General features: G+C 62.0%; 19 protein-coding genes and 6 tRNA genes. 3 read left to right on the top strand and 22 right to left on the bottom strand.

The features are described from left to right. Positions 1-12: 12 nt before the first annotated feature. Positions 13-741: an MBL fold metallo-hydrolase gene (locus QP305_RS07170; RefSeq protein WP_284904714.1), complete on the bottom strand. Its 729-nt coding sequence runs from the start codon at positions 739-741 to the stop codon at positions 13-15. A gap of 141 nt (positions 742-882) precedes the next feature. On the opposite strand from QP305_RS07170, the gene QP305_RS07165 reads away from it, so the two are divergent. After that, positions 883-2,175: a DUF349 domain-containing protein gene (locus QP305_RS07165; protein ID WP_087070712.1), complete on the top strand. Its 1,293-nt coding sequence runs from the start codon at positions 883-885 to the stop codon at positions 2,173-2,175. Positions 2,176-2,264: 89 nt separating this feature from the next. Then, complete coding sequence (locus QP305_RS07160) at positions 2,265-2,744, top strand: hypothetical protein (RefSeq protein WP_284904713.1); 480 nt, start codon at positions 2,265-2,267, stop codon at positions 2,742-2,744. Here the strand turns inward: QP305_RS07160 and QP305_RS07155 are convergent. The 21 genes from QP305_RS07155 to QP305_RS07055 form a co-directional block, all read right to left on the bottom strand. After that, entirely contained in the window at positions 2,741-5,044 is a 2,304-nt protein-coding gene (locus QP305_RS07155; RefSeq protein ID WP_284904712.1) for a RelA/SpoT family protein, read from the bottom strand. The two genes, QP305_RS07160 and QP305_RS07155, sit on opposite strands and share 4 nt — an antisense overlap. A 19-nt stretch (positions 5,045-5,063) precedes the next feature. Beyond that, on the bottom strand, positions 5,064-5,606 hold the full coding sequence (locus QP305_RS07150) for an adenine phosphoribosyltransferase (protein WP_026428855.1): 543 nt from the start codon (positions 5,604-5,606) through the stop codon (positions 5,064-5,066). Further along, positions 5,603-6,700, bottom strand: coding sequence for a protein translocase subunit SecF (gene secF / locus QP305_RS07145; RefSeq protein ID WP_284904711.1), 1,098 nt, complete (start codon positions 6,698-6,700; stop codon positions 5,603-5,605). The genes QP305_RS07150 and secF overlap by 4 nt, the downstream gene beginning before the upstream one ends. Next, complete coding sequence (secD, locus tag QP305_RS07140; protein WP_087070708.1) at positions 6,700-8,439, bottom strand: protein translocase subunit SecD; 1,740 nt, start codon at positions 8,437-8,439, stop codon at positions 6,700-6,702. Before secD ends, secF begins: the two co-directional genes overlap by 1 nt. A 5-nt stretch (positions 8,440-8,444) precedes the next feature. Next, a complete protein-coding gene (locus QP305_RS07135) occupies positions 8,445-8,921 on the bottom strand; it encodes a preprotein translocase subunit YajC (RefSeq protein ID WP_284904710.1) in 477 nt (158 codons plus the stop codon). An 80-nt stretch (positions 8,922-9,001) separates the two neighbouring features. Continuing rightward, positions 9,002-10,021, bottom strand: a complete 1,020-nt coding sequence (gene ruvB / locus QP305_RS07130; RefSeq protein ID WP_087070706.1) for a Holliday junction branch migration DNA helicase RuvB — start codon at positions 10,019-10,021, stop codon at positions 9,002-9,004. Continuing rightward, positions 10,018-10,611 (bottom strand): Holliday junction branch migration protein RuvA, encoded by a 594-nt coding sequence (gene ruvA / locus QP305_RS07125; RefSeq protein ID WP_087070705.1) that lies wholly within the window; start codon positions 10,609-10,611, stop codon positions 10,018-10,020. Before ruvA ends, ruvB begins: the two co-directional genes overlap by 4 nt. Positions 10,612-10,634: 23 nt before the next feature. Beyond that, positions 10,635-11,273, bottom strand: coding sequence for a crossover junction endodeoxyribonuclease RuvC (ruvC, locus tag QP305_RS07120; RefSeq protein ID WP_026428850.1), 639 nt, complete (start codon positions 11,271-11,273; stop codon positions 10,635-10,637). Then, positions 11,273-12,028: a YebC/PmpR family DNA-binding transcriptional regulator gene (locus QP305_RS07115; RefSeq protein WP_274733608.1), complete on the bottom strand. Its 756-nt coding sequence runs from the start codon at positions 12,026-12,028 to the stop codon at positions 11,273-11,275. The genes ruvC and QP305_RS07115 overlap by 1 nt, the downstream gene beginning before the upstream one ends. Before the next feature lie 106 nt (positions 12,029-12,134). Then, on the bottom strand, positions 12,135-12,641 hold the full coding sequence (locus QP305_RS07110; protein ID WP_274733610.1) for an NUDIX hydrolase: 507 nt from the start codon (positions 12,639-12,641) through the stop codon (positions 12,135-12,137). A 9-nt stretch (positions 12,642-12,650) separates the two neighbouring features. Next, entirely contained in the window at positions 12,651-13,244 is a 594-nt protein-coding gene (locus QP305_RS07105) for a hypothetical protein (RefSeq protein WP_274733612.1), read from the bottom strand. Further along, positions 13,241-14,365, bottom strand: coding sequence for a glycosyltransferase family 4 protein (locus QP305_RS07100; protein ID WP_126134821.1), 1,125 nt, complete (start codon positions 14,363-14,365; stop codon positions 13,241-13,243). Before QP305_RS07100 ends, QP305_RS07105 begins: the two co-directional genes overlap by 4 nt. Then, positions 14,362-15,369, bottom strand: a complete 1,008-nt coding sequence (locus QP305_RS07095) for a phosphatidylinositol mannoside acyltransferase (protein WP_274778336.1) — start codon at positions 15,367-15,369, stop codon at positions 14,362-14,364. Before QP305_RS07095 ends, QP305_RS07100 begins: the two co-directional genes overlap by 4 nt. Beyond that, positions 15,366-16,046, bottom strand: a complete 681-nt coding sequence (pgsA, locus tag QP305_RS07090; RefSeq protein WP_274778337.1) for a phosphatidylinositol phosphate synthase — start codon at positions 16,044-16,046, stop codon at positions 15,366-15,368. The genes QP305_RS07095 and pgsA overlap by 4 nt, the downstream gene beginning before the upstream one ends. Beyond that, on the bottom strand, positions 16,046-18,025 hold the full coding sequence (thrS, locus tag QP305_RS07085) for a threonine--tRNA ligase (protein WP_206435366.1): 1,980 nt from the start codon (positions 18,023-18,025) through the stop codon (positions 16,046-16,048). Before thrS ends, pgsA begins: the two co-directional genes overlap by 1 nt. Positions 18,026-18,361: 336 nt before the next feature. Beyond that, complete coding sequence (locus QP305_RS07080; RefSeq protein ID WP_087070697.1) at positions 18,362-18,808, bottom strand: Dps family protein; 447 nt, start codon at positions 18,806-18,808, stop codon at positions 18,362-18,364. A gap of 426 nt (positions 18,809-19,234) precedes the next feature. Then, a tRNA-Val gene (locus QP305_RS07075) sits at positions 19,235-19,309 on the bottom strand. Position 19,310: 1 nt separating this feature from the next. Beyond that, positions 19,311-19,383: transfer RNA gene (locus tag QP305_RS07070), tRNA-Gly, on the bottom strand. Positions 19,384-19,454: 71 nt separating this feature from the next. After that, a tRNA-Val gene (locus QP305_RS07065) sits at positions 19,455-19,529 on the bottom strand. 4 nt (positions 19,530-19,533) lie between these two features. Further along, positions 19,534-19,604: transfer RNA gene (locus QP305_RS07060), tRNA-Cys, on the bottom strand. A gap of 58 nt (positions 19,605-19,662) precedes the next feature. Further along, positions 19,663-19,735: transfer RNA gene (locus QP305_RS07055), tRNA-Gly, on the bottom strand. 213 nt (positions 19,736-19,948) lie between these two features. Here QP305_RS07055 and QP305_RS07050 point away from each other — a divergent pair. After that, a tRNA-Val gene (locus QP305_RS07050) sits at positions 19,949-20,020 on the top strand. Positions 20,021-20,039: the final 19 nt, after the last annotated feature.

Here is a 20,039-nt window from a genome sequence, read left to right as displayed (position 1 = left end):
GGTACTATTCTTTCACTTCATCGCGATATAGGCGCGCAGGTACGGCGAGGCTTTGAGTTCACGCGCCAGGGTGGAGGGTTTGCCGTGGCCGGGGAAGAAAATCGTGGAGCCGTCCACCTCGGCAACAATGGTGCGCAAGGAGGCGCGCATTTGCGCATCGTTCCCGCCCGCGAGGTCGGTGCGGCCCACTCCGTCGCGGAAAAGCACATCTCCGGTAATCATGAAATTCTCCCCGAAGCCCCAGTCGGGAAGCTGCGGAGTTTCCGGATCCGCTTCGAAACGCCCCGAGAAGAGGAAAACGGTTGAGCCTTCGGTATGCCCGGGGGTGGCGATGGCGCGCAGGTGCACGCCGGGAACCAGCTCCGTTCCTTCCCCGTAGATCTCCTCGGGAAGGGGCACGATCTTCTCCGGTTTCACCCAGGCGCGCCCCCCGGTAGCCGCCAGGACGAGCGGCGCGTAAAAAGCGTTGGCGATGGGATTATCCAGCCGGTAGGCATCACCTTCGGCGATGTAGCACGGTACGCTCGAGCCGGCCACTACCCCGGCATCCCATACGTGGTCCCCGTGCCCGTGGGTTGCCAGCACCGCGCCCAGGCGCAGGTTACGGCCGGCCAGGGCGCGCTCCACCCACGGCGCGCTTCCCGCTCCCGCATCAATAACCAGGGCGACCCGGTGAGTAGGGTCGGCCATAATATAGCAATTCGCCTCCAGGGCAGTATCGGAATACCGCAAGAAAATCATGCATTAACCGTATCCTTTCTCCAGATTTTTTCCTACTGACACCCGGAATCCCTTTTACCGTGGCACAATTGTGGTATACCGTAAGAATTAAAATTGTCCCGCGGCGTGTACCGCACGCCTCTTTCTCCACAAGGAGTAACAATGTCCACAGCTCATCCCGCTCAGCCCGCTCCCGCGCCGCTGGATCCGGCCGCCGTCGCCAAAGCCCGTCCGTTCGGGCGTGTGGACGACGAAGGGAAGGTGTGGCTCAAGGATGGGGATACCGAACGGGTCGTTGGCCATTACGCGGCTTCCGGCACCGAAGATGATGCCCTGGAATTCTATATCCGCCGCTATATTGACCTGGATACCCAGGTGAGCCTGGCAGAAACGCGTGCCCACCACGTATCTCCCGAAGAAAGCCGCAAGTCAATCGCATCCTTGCGTAAGGAACTGGCTGAACCAGCCGCCGTGGGTGATATCGCGGCGCTGCGCACCCGCCTCGATAAGCTCGAAGAAGTCGTGGCGGTGCGGGCCAAGGAATACGCTGCCCAGCGCGCCGCCGCCAAGGAAGCTGCCCTCCAGGAGCGTACCCAGATTGTTGAACGCGCTGAGGAAATCGCCAACGCGAATCCGCATACAATCCACTGGCAGAATACCCGCGCTGAGCTCAATGATCTTTTTGAGAACTGGAAGCGGGCCCAGCGCCAGGGTGCCCGTATTGATCGCCCCACCGAAGAAGCATTGTGGCGGCGTTTCGCTACTGCCCGCTCCACCTTTGATCGGGCCCGGCGCAACCACTACAAGGAATTGGATGTACGCCGCAGCCAGGTGAAGGCCACTAAGGAAAAACTCATCGCGGAAGCTGCCGCGCTTTCCTCCTCCACCGATTGGCGGGAAACCGGGGATCGCTACCGCGAACTCATGGATGAGTGGAAGCGGGCCGGGCGGGCCGGGCGCCGCGATGACGATAAGCTCTGGGAGCGTTTCATGGCTGCCCGCCAGCCCTTCTACGATGCCCGGGACGCGCATTTCAGCCAGGTGGATAGCCAGTACGCGGAAAACCTGGCCGCCAAGCTCGAATTGGTGGCGGAAGCTGAGGCTCTCCTTCCCATTACCAATGTGGATGAAGCCCGCGAAAAGCTCCGTGAGATCGGGGAACGCTGGGATGAGATCGGCTTCGTGGCCCGCGGTGATATTGCCCGGACCGAGGGCCGCATGCGGGAAATTGAGGAGAAGGTCCGCGCGGCGGAAAACGACCGCTGGAACCGTACCGATCCGGAAAAGCAGCAGCGTTCTTCCGGAATGGCCGCCCAGCTCGAAGCGCTTATTGCCGAACTCGATGAGGAAATCGCCCAGGCCCAGCAGGCCGGCGATGAAAAGAAGCTCACCGAGCTGAACGAAGCACGGGCCGCCCGCGTGGCCTGGCTTGAGCAGGTCAATAAGGATCTGTAACTTTTCCTACCTGTGGATAAACGCAAGCCGCTCTCCCCGCCTGGGGAAAGCGGCTTGCGCTATTTTCTTCGCTATCGCACACTCTCGGTATGTATGTGGATGCGGTGCAGCGCCTGGATATCAATGCTGGTTTGCTGGTGGAATATGCGCCCGGGCTGCTGTGCGCGGCTGATTGCGCCGCCTATCGGGCGCTGCGAGCCTCTCTTCTTGCCCCGCTGGTGGGGAGCGGCGCGATTGCCATCACTCTGAGCGCATTATGGGTTCATACCGGGTATTGGCCGGCGGACCGGCTGGTGCGGCTCTGTAGCGTGCGGGTGAAGTCCCGGGCTCGCCGCAAGCCGCCACCCGAGGAACGCCAATCGATAGCCGGCTTGTGCTTGACTACCCTGCCGCGCACAATCGCGGATATTTTCCACCAGGAAGAACTTCACCTCGCGATTACCTGCGCGCTGGACGTGGCGCGGCGTCGCCTTCTCAAAGCTGATGAGTGGGAGGCGGTAGCACGGAGCCTCGCCGGGCGGCAGCATGCCGCAGCCCGCAGTGCCCTGCGTGCCATTGCCCAGCGCTAGGTGCGCGGGGGCTCCACCCGGCGCTGGTTGGCGGGCTTCGAGTTGGTCACCCGGTAGGCGTCGTACACGCCTTCAATTTTGCGTAGATCCGCGAGTACCCGGGCCAGGTGGTGGGGATCGGCCATCTCGAAAGTGAAGGTATTACGCACCATGCGTTCCTTCGTGGTCATCATATTGCCGGCTAGGAGATTCACCCCGTTATCCAGCAGGGCCCGGGAAATATCGGAAAGCAGGCCTTGGCGATCCAGGGCATCCACCTGGACCTGGATCACGTAGACGGCTTCGGAATCATCGGCCCAATGTACCTCAAGGAACCGTTCGGGTTGCTTTTGCAGCTGTTCCACATTGGGGCAATCCGCCCGGTGAATGGATACCCCCGAGCCGCGGGTCACGAAACCGACGATGGCATCGGGAGGAACCGGAGTGCAGCAGCGGGCCAGCTTGACCATAACATCGCCGGCTTCCATGCCCTGGACCACCACGGCGTTATCGGTACTCGCGGTGCTCCGCCGCCGCGAAATACGGTTCGGAGTCACCGCCTCCGCCAGGGTTTCCTCTACCCCGGCCTGCCCGCCCTGGGAGGTAATGAGGTTACGCACCACGGTTTCGGGAGAAATATCCCCTTCCCCGATACCGGCGTACAGATCATCCACGGAACTGCGCCCAGCTTCCCGTGCTACTTCCGCGAGGGTGTCATGGCTCATGAGGCGCTGGACGGGCTGGTTGCGCTTGCGGATCGCACGGGCCAGCTTATCCTTGCCTTCTTCCACCGCTTCATCCCGGCGGCTCTTCTTGAACCACACCCGAATCTTGGCGCGGGCGCGCGGGCTGGCCACGAAATCAAGCCAGCCGAGGGAAGGCCCGGCATCCGGGCTTTTCGCGGTAATGATCTCAACCGTATCGCCCGATTCCAGCTTGTGATCTAGGGTGACAAGGCGATCATTCACCCGCGCACCTACGGTACGGTGCCCCACTTCGGTGTGGACGGCATAAGCGAAATCAACCGGGGTGGCACCCGTGGGAAGTTCCATGACTTCCCCTGCCGGGGTGAATACATAGACCTTATTGCCGGAGATCTCATAGGAGAGGGATTCGAGGAATTCCGCCGGGTCCGCGGTTTCCCGCTGCCAATCGACCAGCTGGCGCAACCAGTTAAGCTGCGTGGTTTCTTCATCGACTTTCGCGGCCCCGCCCCCGCGCTTGGTGGCATTCGGGTTTTCCTTGTAGCGCCAGTGCGCCGCCACGCCGTATTCGGCACGCCGATGCATATCGTAGGTGCGGATCTGGATTTCCAGAGAGCGGTTATCCGGGCCGATGACCGTGGTGTGAATTGACTGGTAGAGGTTGAATTTCGGGGTGGTGATATAGTCCTTGATCCGCCCCTGAATCGGCGTGAAAATCGTATTGGCAACGCCCAGAACCGCGTAGCAATCCGGGATGGTTTCTACCAGCACCCGCACTCCCACGAGGTCGTAAATATCCTCGAAGTCCTTACCCCGCAAAATCATTTTCTGATAGATGGAGTAATAGTGCTTGGGGCGGCCGGTGATCGTGCATTTAATATGGGAAGTTTTGAGCTCCCGCTCCAAGATCGCCTTGATTTTCGCGATATACGCCTCGCGTTCCGGGGTGCGTTCCTGCACCAGGGATTCAATTTCGGCGTAGACCTCCGGGTACATGGTTTTGAAGGAAAGATCCTCAAGCTCCCATTTAATGGAATTCATGCCGAGGCGATGCGCGAGAGGCGCGTAAATTTCCAGAGTTTCATGCGCCTTGGAACGCGCCTTTTCCTGCGGCATGAAACGCCAGGTGCGGGCATTATGGAGCCGGTCGGCAAGTTTAATGAGGAGCACGCGGATGTCTTTAGACATCGCGATCACCATTTTGCGCACGGTTTCGGCCTGCGCTGCTTCCCCGTATTCGACCTTATCGAGCTTCGTGACCCCGTCCACGAGGAGTTCCACGGTGGAACCGAAATTCTCCCGGACCTGCTCGAGGGTGTACCCGGTATCTTCCACCGTGTCATGGAGGAGGGCTCCCACGAGGGTATCCTCATCCATACCGAGTTCGGCGAGGATGGTTGCCACCGCGACCGGATGCGTAATATACGGCTCTCCCGAGCGCCGCTTCTGGCCGCGGTGGCATTCCTCCGCCACGTTATACGCCCGGATAATGCGTTCCTTATCCACATTGCCCAGGGCGCGCATGAGGGGTTCCAGGGCATCAGGAACCTGGCTGGCCGTGCGTCCGGTCAACCACGATAGCCGCGATAGTACCCGCGGACCTTGCGATTCCGACATGCCCTACTCCCCTCTTGACTTAATCGAAGGTTAGCACCGCTTCGACCTGTCTACCGGCCAGACGCTCCCGGCCGCCCATGCCTGCCAGCTCAATGAGCATGCACAGGCCGGCCACAATCCCGCCTGAGCTTTCTACCAGCTCACAAGCGGCATGTGCGGTTCCACCGGTGGCGAGAACGTCATCGATGATGAGAACGCGCTGTCCATCTTCAATATTAAAGGGCTGAACTTCCATCCGGGCCGAACCGTATTCCAGTTCATAATCAACCCCGATCACCGGCCCCGGCAGGCGCCCGGCTTTGCGGATGGTGACCATCCCCAAACCCATGGCGTAGGCCAGCGGAGCGGACAAAATAAATCCGCGTGATTCCAGTCCGGCGACGGCGTCGATCTTACCTTCGTAGTGGCGGGCCAGCTCATCAATAAAGAGGTGGAAAGCTTCACCGTCAGCTATGAGCGGGGTGATATCGCGAAAGATCACCCCGGGTGCCGGGAAGTTTTCACGTTCTCGCACCCGGCTGGCCGCGAGTTCCACGAGTTGCGAAGAAAAGGCACTACTCACTTCTTGCTCCTCTTCTTGCGGCGCGGCTGCGCTGCATTACCGAGATGGTGGCCCGGTTCGAGAACCGCGGATACCACGTCTTCTTCGGCAACGCCGGCCTCAACGCGTTCGGCGCGCGCGGCGGCCACTTCCGCGTTATGAGCCTTGATGCGCGGATCGGCGTTCGTCAGGGTGACGGCGAGCGGCGCGGCCAGGAAGATGGAGGAGTACGCCGAGAGCAGCAGACCCACGAAGAGCACCAGCGCCAGATCGCGCAGCGTCCCCGCACCCATGAGGTACACCCCGATGAAGAGGATGGACGCCACCGGCATAATCGAGGTGACGGACGTGTTGATGGAGCGGATGAGGGTCTGATTGACGGCGTGGTTCGTGGATTCCCCGAAGGTCACGCGATGCTGGCGCAGCACGTGCTCGGTATTTTCACGGACCTTATCGAAGACCACCACGGTGTCATACAGGGAGTACCCAAGGATGGTCAGCAGGCCGATAACGGTGGACGGCGTGAATTCGAAACCGAAGAGGCAGTAAATCCCCACCGTCACCACAAGGTCATGGAAGAGCGCAACAATGGCACCCAGGGCGTTACGCCAGGACCGCATATAGGCCCACAGGGCCAGCAGCACCAGCACGATAAAGACCACGAAACCTTGGAGGGCCTTCGTGGAAATATCCTGGCCCCATACCGGGCCGATATAGGTGGAGGTGACATTCTGAACGGAGGTGCCGTAGGCTTCGGCCAATTCCGTGCGGATTGCTTCTGTTTCCGCGTTCCCCACCCCGGTACCGTCGGCATTCGCCGAGGTCTGGATACGCAGGGCGTTCTCCCCCACCTGGGCCACGCGGGCGGCTTCATCCCCGCCGTGGCGGGCCATGATATCCGAGGCGAGGCGCTGATCGGTGGTTTGCGCTTCCGAGACCGTGAATTGGGATCCCCCGGTGAACTCAATACCCATATTGAGTCCGCGGGTGAACAGCGCGATAAACGAGGCGATCACGCAGATAATCGCGATGGTGTACCAGGTCTTGCGCCGCTGCACAATTTTGAAGCTGCGCCGCCCCGAGTAGAGATCATTACCTAAGCTGTACATCGACATTAGGCGTTCTCCTTTCCCTCGCTGCTCGCGGGGAGAGCGGCCCGGCGTTCCCGGGTGCGACGCTCGGCGAGCGAGCCTTCCCCGGGAACCTTACGGCCGCGGTACGCCGGGGTATGCGCCAAATGCTTGGCGGACATACCCGATGCCGGGTGCCCCCCGCCGAAGAACTTGGTGCGCACCAGCAGCGTCATAAGCGGATAGGTAAACATAAAGACGACGACGAGGTCGAGGATCGTGGTGAGCCCCAAAGTGAAGGCGAAACCGCGCACCGAACCCACCGCGATGAAGTAGAGCACCCCGGCCGCGATGAGGTTAACGGAGTCGGAGGCGATAATCGTGCGGGTCGCGCGCTTCCAACCGCGCTGCACCGCGGTGCGAACCGCGTGCCCGTCACGAATCTCATCGCGGATACGTTCGAAGAACACGATGAAGGAGTCGACCGTAATACCGATGGAAATAACCAGGCCGACGACGCCGGCCATCGACAATCGGTAACCCATCACCCAGGAAAGCAAACAAATAACCCCGTAGGACAGACCCGTGGCAAGCACCACCGAACCCACCGCCACGATGGCGAGGGCGTGGTACTGCCAGACGAGGTAAAGAACAATAAGCACAAGACCGATCAGCCCGGCCACGAGGCCCGCGCGCAACGATTCAGAACCGAGGGTGGCCGAAATTTGCTGTTCGGATTGCACCTCGAATTCCAGGGGTAGCGAACCGAATTGCAACTGGTTGGCCAGCACACGCGACGTCGTCGCATTAATACCGGAACCGTTGATAACGGCCTGCCCACCCGAAATCTGAGTTTGCGGGACCGCGGAGGAAATAACGCGACCGTCCAACACGATAGCGAATTGGTTTTGGGGACTTTGCAAGCCCACCAGCCGCCCGGTCACTTCGGAGAACTTCTGGGCGCCCTCGTTATCGAATTCCAGCTGCACGATCCACTGGCCCTGCTGCTGGTCGAAACCGGAGGTGGCGCGGGTCAGGTTCGTTCCGGCAATTTCGGCCGGGCCGAGCACGTACTTATAAGGCGTCACTTCACCGGTCTTAGAATCTTCGCTTTGCCCGCAGGCCACCAGTGCGGTATCCGGGTTTTCTTCCGGAGCAGTGGCGGGGTTTTCCGCGGTGCAATCCAAAGTCAGCGCATCGTAGGTGACCCGCTCGGTTTTAGCCCAAGCCGGATCCGAGGCGCTGGTAGGCTCGCTAGGCGGAGTGGTGGAGAGCTTGCCGTCCCCGTCCGCATCGGCGGCCTTCATGGCGGCTTCTTCCAGCGCGGTACCGGTGAGAGGAGCGGCATTCTCGCCCTCGCCCTTCATGGTTCCCGGGTTCGCCATGGCGAGCACCGGGCGCATCCGCAACACCGCGGAATTACGCACGAGGTCGAGGGTTTCCTGGCTGGGGTGCCCGGGCAGACCCACCACAATATTGGATCCACCCTGGGAGGTGATCTCCGCTTCTGCCACACCCGAGGCGTCCACGCGCTGGCGAATAATTTCAATCGCCTGATTGACATCTTCCGAGGTGATCTCGGAATTGTCCGTGGTCTTCGGGGTGAGAATAAGCTCCGTGCCGCCTTCCAGGTCGAGGGCGAAATTCGGGGTCCACCGGGATTCCGATCCGGATCCCGTTACCGAGCCCACGCCGAGGGAGACGAAGAGCGCGATAGCCAAGATCGCAAGGGTAATGATCCGGCGCCAGGATAACCGGACGCCGGAATTTTTAGATTGAGACATAGTGTTTACTTCCAGGCCGAGCCCGACTCATCTTTCTTTTCACCAAAAGCCGAGTCCGTGCTCCGAGGAGTCACGTGACCGGTCACTTCCGGGGTGGCCGCACCAGTAGGAGCACCGGTTCCCGCGGCATTATCCGCAACCGCCCCGGCCCCGGATTCTTCCGAAGCGCTCAGGCGGGCGGCTTCCGCGGCATCTTCCGCCGCTGCTTCTTCTTCACTGACCGGCGCGAAGGGAATAGAGGCTTGCTCCCGAATGGCCAGGCGCGACCACACAGTTTCATCCCCGGAGGGACTTTCGAGCGTCACCGCATCCCCGTCAATCGCAACAATGCGCCCGTAAAAACCAGCGGTGGTCATGACATCCGTGCCGACCACCAGAATGCTATTGCGGTGTTCTTCAGCACGTGCCCGGGCCTTCTTATTGGACTGGGACATGAACAGCACCATCCCTACCAGGATGATGCCCATGATGGCGAATTCCACGCGAAAGCTCCTTGGAAAAGACAATAATTACCGTGCCAGTTTACCGTGCATAGCTGAAAACACCGGCGGCCGTGACGAAACTAATCTGTAGGCGGAGTTAAACCGAGGTGGCTCCAGGCCCGCGGGGCCGCCATCCGCCCGCGCGGGGTACGCACCAGATAGCCTTCGCGCACCAAATAGGGCTCCACCACTGTCTCTACCGTTTCGGGTTCTTCGCCGACCGACACCGCGAGGGTGGTCAGGCCCACCGGCCCGCCCCCGAAACGGGTGCAAATCGCTTCGAGCACCGCCCGGTCAAGCCGGTCCAGCCCGGCCGGATCCACCTGGAAAAGATCGAGGGCAGCCCGCGCGGCCCGCAGGTCCAAATCCCCGGTACCGCGCACCTGCGCCCAGTCCTGCACGCGGCGCAACAGCCGGTTGGCGATACGCGGGGTCCCGCGCGAACGCCCGGCAATTTCCTGGGCCGCATCCTCGGTAATGGTATGGCCGAGCTTGACGGCATTTCGCCGCACAATACGGGCCAGATCGCGCTGTTCGTAATATTCCAGGTGCGCCGTAAAGCCGAAGCGATCACGTAAGGGAGCGGGCAGTAAGCCGGCGCGCGTCGTCGCCCCTACTACCGTGAAGAACGGCAGCGGCAGCGGAATCGAGGTGGCGCCCGGGCCCTTCCCCACCATCACGTCTACCCGAAAATCTTCCATGGCCAGGTAGAGCATTTCTTCGGCATTGCGGGCCAGGCGGTGGATTTCGTCGATGAAGAGGACGTCGTTTTCCTGCACGGAGGAAAGAATCGCGGCCAGGTCGCCCGAATGTTGGATCGCCGGGCCGGAGGTCAGGCGCAGCGCCCCGCCCACCTCGGCGGCAATAATCATGGCGAGGGTGGTTTTCCCCAGGCCCGGCGGCCCGGAGAGCAGCACGTGGTCCGGGGTGCGCCCGCGTTGCACCGCGGCCTGAAGCACGAGGGAGAGCTGGTCGCGCACGGTATCCTGGCCCACGAATTCGGAGAGCTGGCGCGGGCGCAGGGCCGCTTCCGCGGCGCGTTCCGTTTCGCTGGCTTCCGGGGATACCAGGCCGGCATCGAAGGACATTTCTTCGCTCATCGGCGGGCCCCTAGTACTTGCAGACTGGCGCGCAGGAGCTGGGCCACGGTGCCCTGCGGTATTTGCGTGCGCGCTTCTTCATAAGCGGCGACGGCGTCACTTTCCTTCCACCCCAGCCCCACCAGACCGGCAACCACGGCACTCGGATCCGCCTCGGGGCTGGCTGCTTCACCGGCGGCCACCGGAGCCGGGCCGAGCTTATTACCCAGCTCTAAAATAATGCGCTGGGCGCTTTTCTTGCCGATACCGGGGACCCGGGTGAGGGCCGCCTCGTCCTTGGATTGCACGGCGGCACGCAGGGCGTTCGGGGTGTGGACGGAGAGGAGCGTGAGCGCAACTTTGGCGCCGATTCCGGAAACCGTCTGCATGATTTCGTAAACGTCACGCTCGTCGGCTTCGCTAAAACCGTAGAGAGAGGGCAGGTCATCGCGGCTGGCGACCAGCGAGGTGTAGAGAAAAGCTTCCGCGCCTTCCCGCAGGCGCGAGAGGGTATCCGGCGTCGCAAAAACTTTGACGCCCCACCCGCCGACCTCCACCACCGCGAATGTGGTGGTAATACGGCTTACAGTTCCGCGAATACTTGCAATCACTCCGGGCTCCCTTCCTCATGACTCTAACCGCTAGCGGAGCGGTGCGGGGAAACCGCACCGGCGCGCCGGCTCATGCGTTCGGCTCCCGCCCACATGCGCTGCGCCGGCGTTAAATCAGCTCCTTCGGCGCGCGGGAGGGTACCGGCCCCGCCGTGCTGGCCGTTATCCACCGTGGCGTCCAGGGCGTGGGCGCCCCCGCGCCAGGCGTGGGTAATCGCGATGGCCAGGGCGTCCGCGGCATCCTTAGGGCGTGGCAATTCCGCCAGACCCAAAATCCGCTGCACCATATTTTGCACCTGGAGTTTCCCGGCGCGCCCCGAACCGGTCACCGCCGCCTTCACTTCGGAGGGCGAATGCAGGCCGAGGGGCAGCTGGGCGCGGGCGGCGGCCAGCATCGCGATACCGGCTACCTGCGCGGTGGAGGTTACCGAACGCACATTTTCCTGCGCGAACACGCGTTCCACCGCCACGACTTCGGGGGAAAACTCCGCGATCACCGCGTCAATTTCATCCGCGATGAGGAGGAGACGCCGATGCGGGGCCAGGTCCACCGGGGAACGCGCCACCCGCATATCCACCAGGCGCACCCGCCGCGTCACATCGGCGTCAATGGTTCCCAACCCGCAGCGCGTGAGTCCCGGGTCAATCCCCAGAATGCGCACTACTCACCCTCGAGCTCGGCGAGGATCTCGTCGGCGATATCCGCGTTGGTGTAGACCTCTTGAATATCGTCCACATCGTCGAGGGCGTCGGTGAGCTTGAGGAGCTTTTCCGCGCCGGCACGATCCAGAGGAACATTGGTGGAGGGCACAAAACGCGATTCGGCGGAATTGTAGTCAATTCCAGCTTCCTGGAGCGCGGTGCGCACGGCTACCACATCGCTGGCCGCGCAGTAGATGGTGAAGGTTTCGCCGTCGTCCTCAATTTCTTCGGCACCGGCATCCAGCACCGCCATGAGAACATCATCTTCGGAGTTATCCCCCTTAACCGCTTCCACCACACCGCGACGGTTAAAGAGATAGGAAACCGAACCGGGATCCGCCAGTGTTCCCCCATTGCGCGTGAGTGCGGTACGCACATCCGAGGCAGCGCGATTGCGATTATCGGTCAGGCACTCGATGAGGATAGCCACGCCACCCGGACCGTAGCCTTCATACGTAATGGCTTCGTACTGGATGGAATCATCAGTTTCACCCGAGCCACGCTTGACGGCGCGATCAATATTATCGGCCGGCACCGAGTTCTGCTTGGCTTTGCGGATCGCGTCAAAGAGTGTGGGGTTACCCGCGGGATCGCCACCACCGGTTGCCGCTGCCACTTCAATATTCTTGACCAGACGCGCGAAAAGCTTGCCGCGCTTGGCGTCATTAGCGGCTTTCTTATGCTTGGTGGTTGCCCACTTGGAGTGTCCTGACACGTGTCCTCCCGAGTAGATAAAAACTTCCGGAGCCATTGTACGCGGTTCAAGGGCTAGGAACTATTACCTGGGCCGCAGCGCGCCTTCGCTGTACTGTGCCGGGAGCTTAGTTCTCCCAAAGTTCGTGGCAGGTTCCATCCCAGCCTGCATGGACGTGAGCCGCCAGCTGCGCGAGGCCCGCCGGGTAGACCCGCTCGCGCGGGGAGCCGTTGAGTTGCGCGGCGCAACGCCAGTCGATAGCGTCTAGCAGCTCTTTTTCCGCAGCGGTCCAGGCCCGCCCGCTTCCGGTCACCGCCGCGCGGGCGCGCACCGCGTCCAGGCGCACCGCGAAAAATACTTCGTCTTGGCTGAGGGTGGCACGCGCGAAACGAAAAGTTGCGTGCCGGCGCAACACCGGCCCGATGAGTTCTGTTTCTGTTACGACGACGCCGGTTTCTTCCAGAAATTCCCGCACCGCGGCCTGCCGGGGACTTTCCGTATCTTCCAGTCCCCCACCGGGCGTGAACCACCACCGGTGCGTGGGGTCGTCTCGGTCGTGCCCGCGGATGAGGAGGACTCGACCGGCTTCATCCAGGGCGATAATGCGCGCAGCGCGCCGGGGAGTGCGGGTCATCGGGAACTCTTACTCATCGTCAATATCGATGGTTTGCGGGACCGGGGCGTGCCCGGCGATGGGGAAAATGGAGAGGACTCGGGAGTTGCGCACCCGGCGGGCCTGGTCCACATGCGAATTATGGAAGGAGCGCGTCATACGCACATCGAGGCGGGCCCGCGCGAGCCGCCGGTAAAACTCGCGGGCGGCCGGGTCGGTGATATCGCCGGCATCTAGTTCATCCACGGTGAGGCGCAGGGCGCGGGAAAGTTCGGATTCCACCGCGCGCCGCTCCCGGGCTGCCGCGGCCGGATCGGGAAGATCGCCGCGCATATCACCGGGCAAGGCTTCCAATCCGTCCGCCACCACCGGAAGCATGGAGGCCGATAGGACCCGCTGGGCGCTATCGGTGAGGATAAGCGCTCCGGCCATATCCAACTCCCCGGACATAGCCATATCGTAGGCGGTGCGGGCGCGAGCGGCGAGCGCCTGTTCCACCGCGCGGCGGGATTTGAGGAGGGTGGTGTGGAGGCGGTCGAGGCGGCGGGCCGCCCCGGCCGCACTCAGGCCGAGAAGGAGAAGTACCACACCGGCGACGAGCGCAAGCCACCACCATAGATTCACTGCTCTACCTCCATCTGGGCGGTGCGAACCGCTGTTTCGTACACGGCAAAGACTTGAGAGGCAACCGTGGACCAGTCGTAGCGTTGCGCTTCGGCCTGACCGGCCTGCGCTACCCGGGTCCGGCGTTGCGGATCGCGCAGGGCCGCCACGGCCACCCGGGCCAGATCCTCCGGGTCTTCATTGGCGAAGTGGTCCCCGAAGGTTCCTCCGCCCAATACCGCGCGGAAGGCGGGAATATCTGAGGCGAGCACGAAACCGCCCGCGCTCATCGCTTCGATAAGAATAATTCCGAAAGATTCGCCCCCGGTATTGGGTGCCACGTAGAGATCCACGCTCGCGAGCATCGCTGCTTTATCGGCATCGCTGACCGGCCCGAGGAAAGTCACCCGGGCGCCCGCAGCCCCGAAGAGCTCCCGCGCTGCTTCCTCATCGCCTTTACCGGCAACGAAGAACCGTGCTCCCGGGAATTCGCGCAGGATCAGCGGGGCGGCAGCGGCCAAAACCGGCAGGCCTTTACGCGGTTCGTCCAGGCGGCCGAGGAATCCGAACGTGGGTGAGTCGGGCGTGCCGGTGAAGCGGGCGTCTCGCGGTACTTCGAAATCGGCGGTATAGACGCCATTGGGAATAATAAAAGCGTCCCCGCCTAAATACTGCACCGTGGTGCGGCGTGCTTCTTGGGAGACCGCGATGCGCGCCTGGATCTTTTCCAGGATCGGACGCAGGACCGGAGAAAAGAGGTCAAAGGCCCGGGAGCGATCCATGGCGGTGTGGTGGGTGGACACCACCGGGCATTCCGCGCTCATCAGGGCGAGCATAGAAACGGAAGGAACGAAAGGTTCGTGCACGTGGAGCACATCGAAATTCCCTTCCCGCAGCCAGCGCCGCACCGCGCGATTGACGCGTGGCCCGAAAGAAAGGCGAGCCACCGAACCGTTGTAAGGAATCGCCACGGAGGCTCCCACCGGTACCACGTAATCGGGTAGTGCCTCGTTTTCTTCACTCGGGGCGATCACTGAGACGCTGTGCCCGCGGGCGATGAGCTCCTCGGCCAGATCCCGGATATGGAATCCCACTCCCCCGGGCACGTCCCATGAATAGGGGCAGGCAATCCCGATGTTCACGGCGTTCCTTCCTTCGCGTCGTACTCCGCTTGGCGGCGCGCGAGTTCTCGAGCGGCTTTCTCGCGGTTGGTGCGGTAGCGCTCACCGTCCAAATCAGCAACGAAAACAGGCTGGAGCATATGCCAGTCCTCCGGGTGCTCGGCCAGCACGTTTTCAAAAGCCGCGATCCACTCCTGGGTGATTCGCGCTATTTCCACGTGGCGCTCGCGCGGGGAGGCCGAGGCGTCCACCCGGGCGCGGATAGGTGCGCCGCTGCGCAGAACCATGCGCCACCGGGTAGGTACGTGCCGGGTACGTTCCTTTTTCACGTAGTAGGAAAAGATAGGAACGACGGCGCAGCCGGTATCTATGGCGAGGATGGCAGGCCCGGCAGCGGCGAGCATCTTCTCCCCGAAGAATTCCACTTCCACACCGGAAGCGGTGAGATCGCGATCAGCTAGAACCGGGGCGAGAATGGGGGCCCGGCGGGCATCCTCCGCGAGGCGGTGGATCGCCCCGCCACCTTTAACCACGGGATAGATAACCATGCCAATATTTTCACGAAGCTGAACGAATCGTTCGAATACCTCGGCCGGTTCGAGCTTTTCGACCAGGGTGTGCACAGGGGCGAGGAAATAGCGCGACCACGCGCCGGCCACATCCCAATTGCCCATGTGCATGAGCGCTCCGATGAGGGCGTTGCCGCGGGCGAATTCCGCTCGGGCGGAATCGAGGCCGTCCTCGATAACCCGCGCTGCTAAATCATCGGCTTCCCACGTTGCCAGGCGCAGGGCTTCATAGTAGTAGCGCATATAGGAACGCAGCGCGGCGCGGGTGAGACGGCGGGCGGCCCCGCCGCGCATATCTGGGCGTACCCGCGCGAGGTTGCGGCGCAGCTGCTGGGTTCCGCGCAGTGGCAGGGTTCCGGCAAGCGTCCCGACCGCGGCGAAAAGACCGCGGCCCACCGGTTCGGGGAGTCGAGCCAGCGCCCCGGTAGCGCGAAAAAGAAGATTGCCGAGATTCACTGGCCGCTCCCCTGGCCGGCCCGTTCACCGGCGGCCCGCTCGCCGGCACCGTACTCCGCGCGGGACTGCCGGTACACGGTGACCATGCGCTGGGCCACCGTGATCCACCCGGCTACCGCAAGATAACCGAGTGCCACCAGCAACACCCAGGCGCTGGCTCCGTAGCCGGTTATCAGTGCCCCGAGCAGCACGATCACCAGCCGGTCAGCGCGTTCGCTGATCCCCACATTCGCGGTGAACCCCACCGCTTCGGCGCGGGCCCGCGCGTAGGAGGTGCATAGCGCGGCCGGGAGAGCCGCCAGGCAGGCCAGTGCCAGCCAGTCGGTGAGCCCGGCCCCCGCCCCGATGTTCCAGCGCGTGATCCACAGCAGAATCCCGCAAAATATCGCGGAATCTGCCAGGCGGTCCAGGGTGGAATCCAGGAAGGCACCCCAGCGGGAGGCAGTTCCGGTCAACCTCGCAATTTGGCCGTCAAGACTGTCGAAAATCACGGTGATGCCGATAAGCCAGGAGGCCCAAACCGGGTGCCCGAGGGGATAGAGGACGAGCGCGCACGCCACCACCGCCACGGTTCCGGTGATCGTCACCGCATCGGCGCTGATCCCCGCACGCACGCACAGGCGCGCGATGGGACCGAAAATTGCCTGGGCCAGGGGCCGCCCGCTCCGGGAGAGCATTAGAACTTCTCCGCTTCCGGTTCGTTAGCGCGCCGTCGTACCACATCCACGATATGCGCGATCGCCTCGTCAATAGCGACCCCGTTATGCTGTTCCCCGTCACGGAAACGGAAGGACACGGCGCCGGCGTCGACGTCGTCCCCACCGGCAATGAGGGTGAAGGGGATTTTCTCTTTCGCGGCGTTACGAATCTTCTTGCCGAAACGGTCATCGGAGGTATCAACTTCCACGCGAATATGCTGCTCGCGCAGGCGCCGAGCAATATTTTCGCAGTAGTCGTTGAAGGTATCAGCCACCGGAACCAGCCGTACCTGCACGGGGGCGAGCCAGGCGGGGAAAGCCCCCGCGTAGTGCTCGACCAGCACGCCCAGGAAACGTTCGATAGAACCGAAGAGGGCTCGGTGAATCATGACCGGGCGCTGGCGCGAACCGTCCGGCGCGGTGTATTCCAGGCCGAAGCGTTCGGGGAGGTTGAAGTCAAGCTGGATGGTGGACATCTGCCAGGTCCGGCCGATGGCATCGCGTGCCTGCACCGAGATCTTGGGACCGTAGAAAGCTGCGCCTTCCGGATCGGGCACCAATTCGAGGCCGGAAGATAACGCCACTTCTTCCAGGGTGCGGGTGGCTTCTTCCCACAGGGCGTCGTCGCCAATGAACTTCTTGGGGTCCTTCGTGGACAGTTCCAGGTAGAAATCGTTGAGACCGTAGTCCTTGAGGAGGGAGAGCACGAAGGTGAGCAGGGAGGAAAGTTCCTCGCGCATCTGCTCGCGGGTGGTGTAAATATGGGCATCGTCCTGGGTGAAGCCCCGGGCGCGGGTGAGACCGTGGATGACGCCGGACTTTTCGTAGCGGTACACCGTCCCGAATTCGAAGAGCCGCAGCGGTAGATCGCGGTAGGAGCGCCCCCGCGCTTTATAGATAAGGGAGTGCATGGGGCAGTTCATCGGCTTGAGGTAGTAATCCTGATCCTCATCCACCCGCATGGCCGGGAACATACCGTCCTTGTACCAGGACAGATGCCCGGAGGTCTGGAAGAGCTGGCCCTTGGTGATATGCGGGGTATTGACGAAGTCGTAGCCGGCTTCGATATGGCGCTGGCGGGAGTAGTTCTCCATTTCCATGCGGATAATGCCGCCCTTGGGGTGGAAGACCGGGAGCCCGGAGCCGATTTCATCGGGGAAGGAGAACAGGTCAAGTTCGGTACCTAGCCGGCGATGGTCACGCCGCTGCGCTTCGGCAATGCGAGTCTGGTAGGCATCCAGTTCTTCCTTACTCGGCCAGGCGGTGCCGTAAATGCGCTGGAGGTGATCGTTATTCTGGTCGCCCTTCCAGTAGGCGGCCGAGGCGCGGGTGAGCGCAAAACCATTGCCGATGAACTTCGTGGAAGGCAGGTGCGGCCCGCGGCACAGATCGGTCCACACCACGTCACCGTGGCGATTGACATTGTCGTACATGGTGAGGCCACCGTGGCCCACCTCCACGCTGGCACCGTCCGCATCGTGGCCCTTCGTGGTGATGAGCTCAAGTTTGTAGGGCTGGGAGGCTTCTTCGTGGCGCGCTTCTTCTTCGGTGACCTCGCGGCGCACGAATCGCTGATTTTCCTTGACGATGCGCTTCATGCGCTTTTCGAGTTCTTTCAGCATATCCGGGGTGACCGGGTCGATATTGCCGAAATCGTAGTAGAAGCCGTCCTCAATAAAAGGACCGATGCCCAGATTCGCATCCGGGTAGATCTGCTGGACGGCCTGGGCCAGCACGTGGGTGGCGGAATGGCGGAGAATATTGAGCCCGTCCGGGGAGTCAATGCGCACGGTTTCCACCTCGGCGCCGTCCAGCGTGGTCAAATCCGTGGCCAAATCCTTGAGTTCCCCGTTGACTTTCAGGGCGACAATCGCGCGATCCGCGGCGAAATAGGCGGTTCCCGGGCACGCTTCGTCAAGGGTGACGAGGGTGCCGTCCACGGATAGACGTGCGGGCATAGTTTTCTCCTTAGTTCTATTTTTCACGGCATCCAGACCGGGGATGCCCGCCCACCAGGATACCTGTTTCACCCCGGGCCCGCCCGCGGCGCAGCACCGCCAGTCCGCGGAAGGGGATACAGCTCACGCATACCCGTCCCGCATAGCGCGGGTAGATTGACGGGAGGCTCACGCATAGCACGGGTAGATTGACGGGAGGCTCACGCATAGCGCGGGTAGCCGCACCGGCGGAACTTGCGCGCCCGTGCGAACATAGCGAAGGGGACGCACCCCACCAGGCGGGATGGTCCCCTTCGCGTTAAGTCACGAGGTGAGCGCCACGAAGGCGCGCGTGACTTAGTTTTCGACCGCAGCTGCCTTCATGAACCAGCCCTGCAGCTCCAGATTGCGCGCAACCCCGATGAGAAGGTCGCCGCTTAGCGGATCGGCTTCATCCACCTTGGACAGGTCATTCTGGATGCGCCGGGAGGCTCCGTAGAGCTTTTCCGCCATCACGGTGTAGACATCATCCACGTTGAAGGGACCGGTGCCCGCATCATCGAGGCCGCTTTCCTTGGCCACGGTAACGGCCCGGCCATCCGGGAAACCACCGATGGTGGCGATGCGCTCGGCAACCTCATCGAGGTCAGTGCGGGTGACGGATACAACTTCATCGAGAGCGAGGTGCAGAGCGCGAAAACGCGCGCCCTGAATATTCCAGTGGTACTGCTTAGCCTGCAGGGAGAGGTCAATAAGATCGGTCAGCGTGCGCTGAAGAGCATCGATAACAACTTTTTCGGCCATTGATCCATCCTTTCGTTACGTATATAGGTCTACCCGTTCCGATGCGGAAAATATAGTCAGGAAGACCTAACGCCGCGGGATAAAACCTGCTATTGACGACTGTTTTTTCCGCACGACGACGCCGCTTTGCCGCGTGGTTGCGCGCTTTTACGCTCATGGCATGATTGCTTCCAGCTTGAGGCGGCCACCCGGGACTTTGGTCATTTACTTCCCCATCTATTCTGTTAGCTGGCTCTGGTGCGATCATCCGCTCGACACGGACAAGTATGGACGATGTGAGCGGTGGTGCCCACAAAAAGCAAACTGACGGCATCGGACCCCACAGGATGCAACCACACGACATCAAAACAATTTCTTAACGTAGCTGCCATTGCACCTTGATTCCGGGCGAGCGTGGTACGGGGTGCAATAGGTGGTGAATATATATGGTGGGCGATACTGGGATCGAACCAGTGACCTCTTCCGTGTCAGGGAAGCGCGCTCCCGCTGCGCCAATCGCCCGAGCGGATGACGGGGCTCGAACCCGCGACCTCAACCTTGGCAAGGTTGCGCTCTACCAACTGAGCTACATCCGCACTGTTTCACAGCGAGCCACTAGTTTACCCAACCGTGAGAGCCGGGTCAAAATGGCGCTGCAAGGAAATAGTGGTGGGCGATACTGGGATCGAACCAGTGACCTCTTCCGTGTCAGGGAAGCGCGCTCCCGCTGCGCCAATCGCCCCGCGAGGTGGGTACGGGATTCGAACCCGTGTACACGGCTTTGCAGGCCGTTGCCTCGCCTCTCGGCCAACCCACCGTCCGGATACGTGAGAGGAGTATGGACACATGTGCCACTTTGCCTTTCTTCACATCCGAGCGGATGACGGGGCTCGAACCCGCGACCTCAACCTTGGCAAGGTTGCGCTCTACCAACTGAGCTACATCCGCGTGGCCGATCAACAATCACTAACCAAGCCACGCTGGCCAGGTTAACCGTGGCGGGAACCGCCGCGGCGACGTCGATGACATCGAAAAACTATAGCGACATTCCGCGCACCCGGTCAAACCGGGGCAGTGAGGTGCACACCACGTTAGTTAAATTTGAGTTTCTCCGCCCACCCCCTATAAGCTTGCGTGATGCACGGGCCGTTACGGTCGCCCGGGCGATTAGCTCAGTGGTAGAGCGCTTCGTTCACACCGAAGAGGTCACTGGTTCGAACCCAGTATCGCCCACCGTCTCGCTAGATTTTCA

It is taken from the genome of Actinotignum timonense (genome assembly GCF_030216305.1).
Lineage (GTDB): Bacteria > Actinomycetota > Actinomycetes > Actinomycetales > Actinomycetaceae > Actinotignum > Actinotignum timonense_A.
This window is presented reverse-complemented; position numbering and strand designations above follow the sequence as displayed.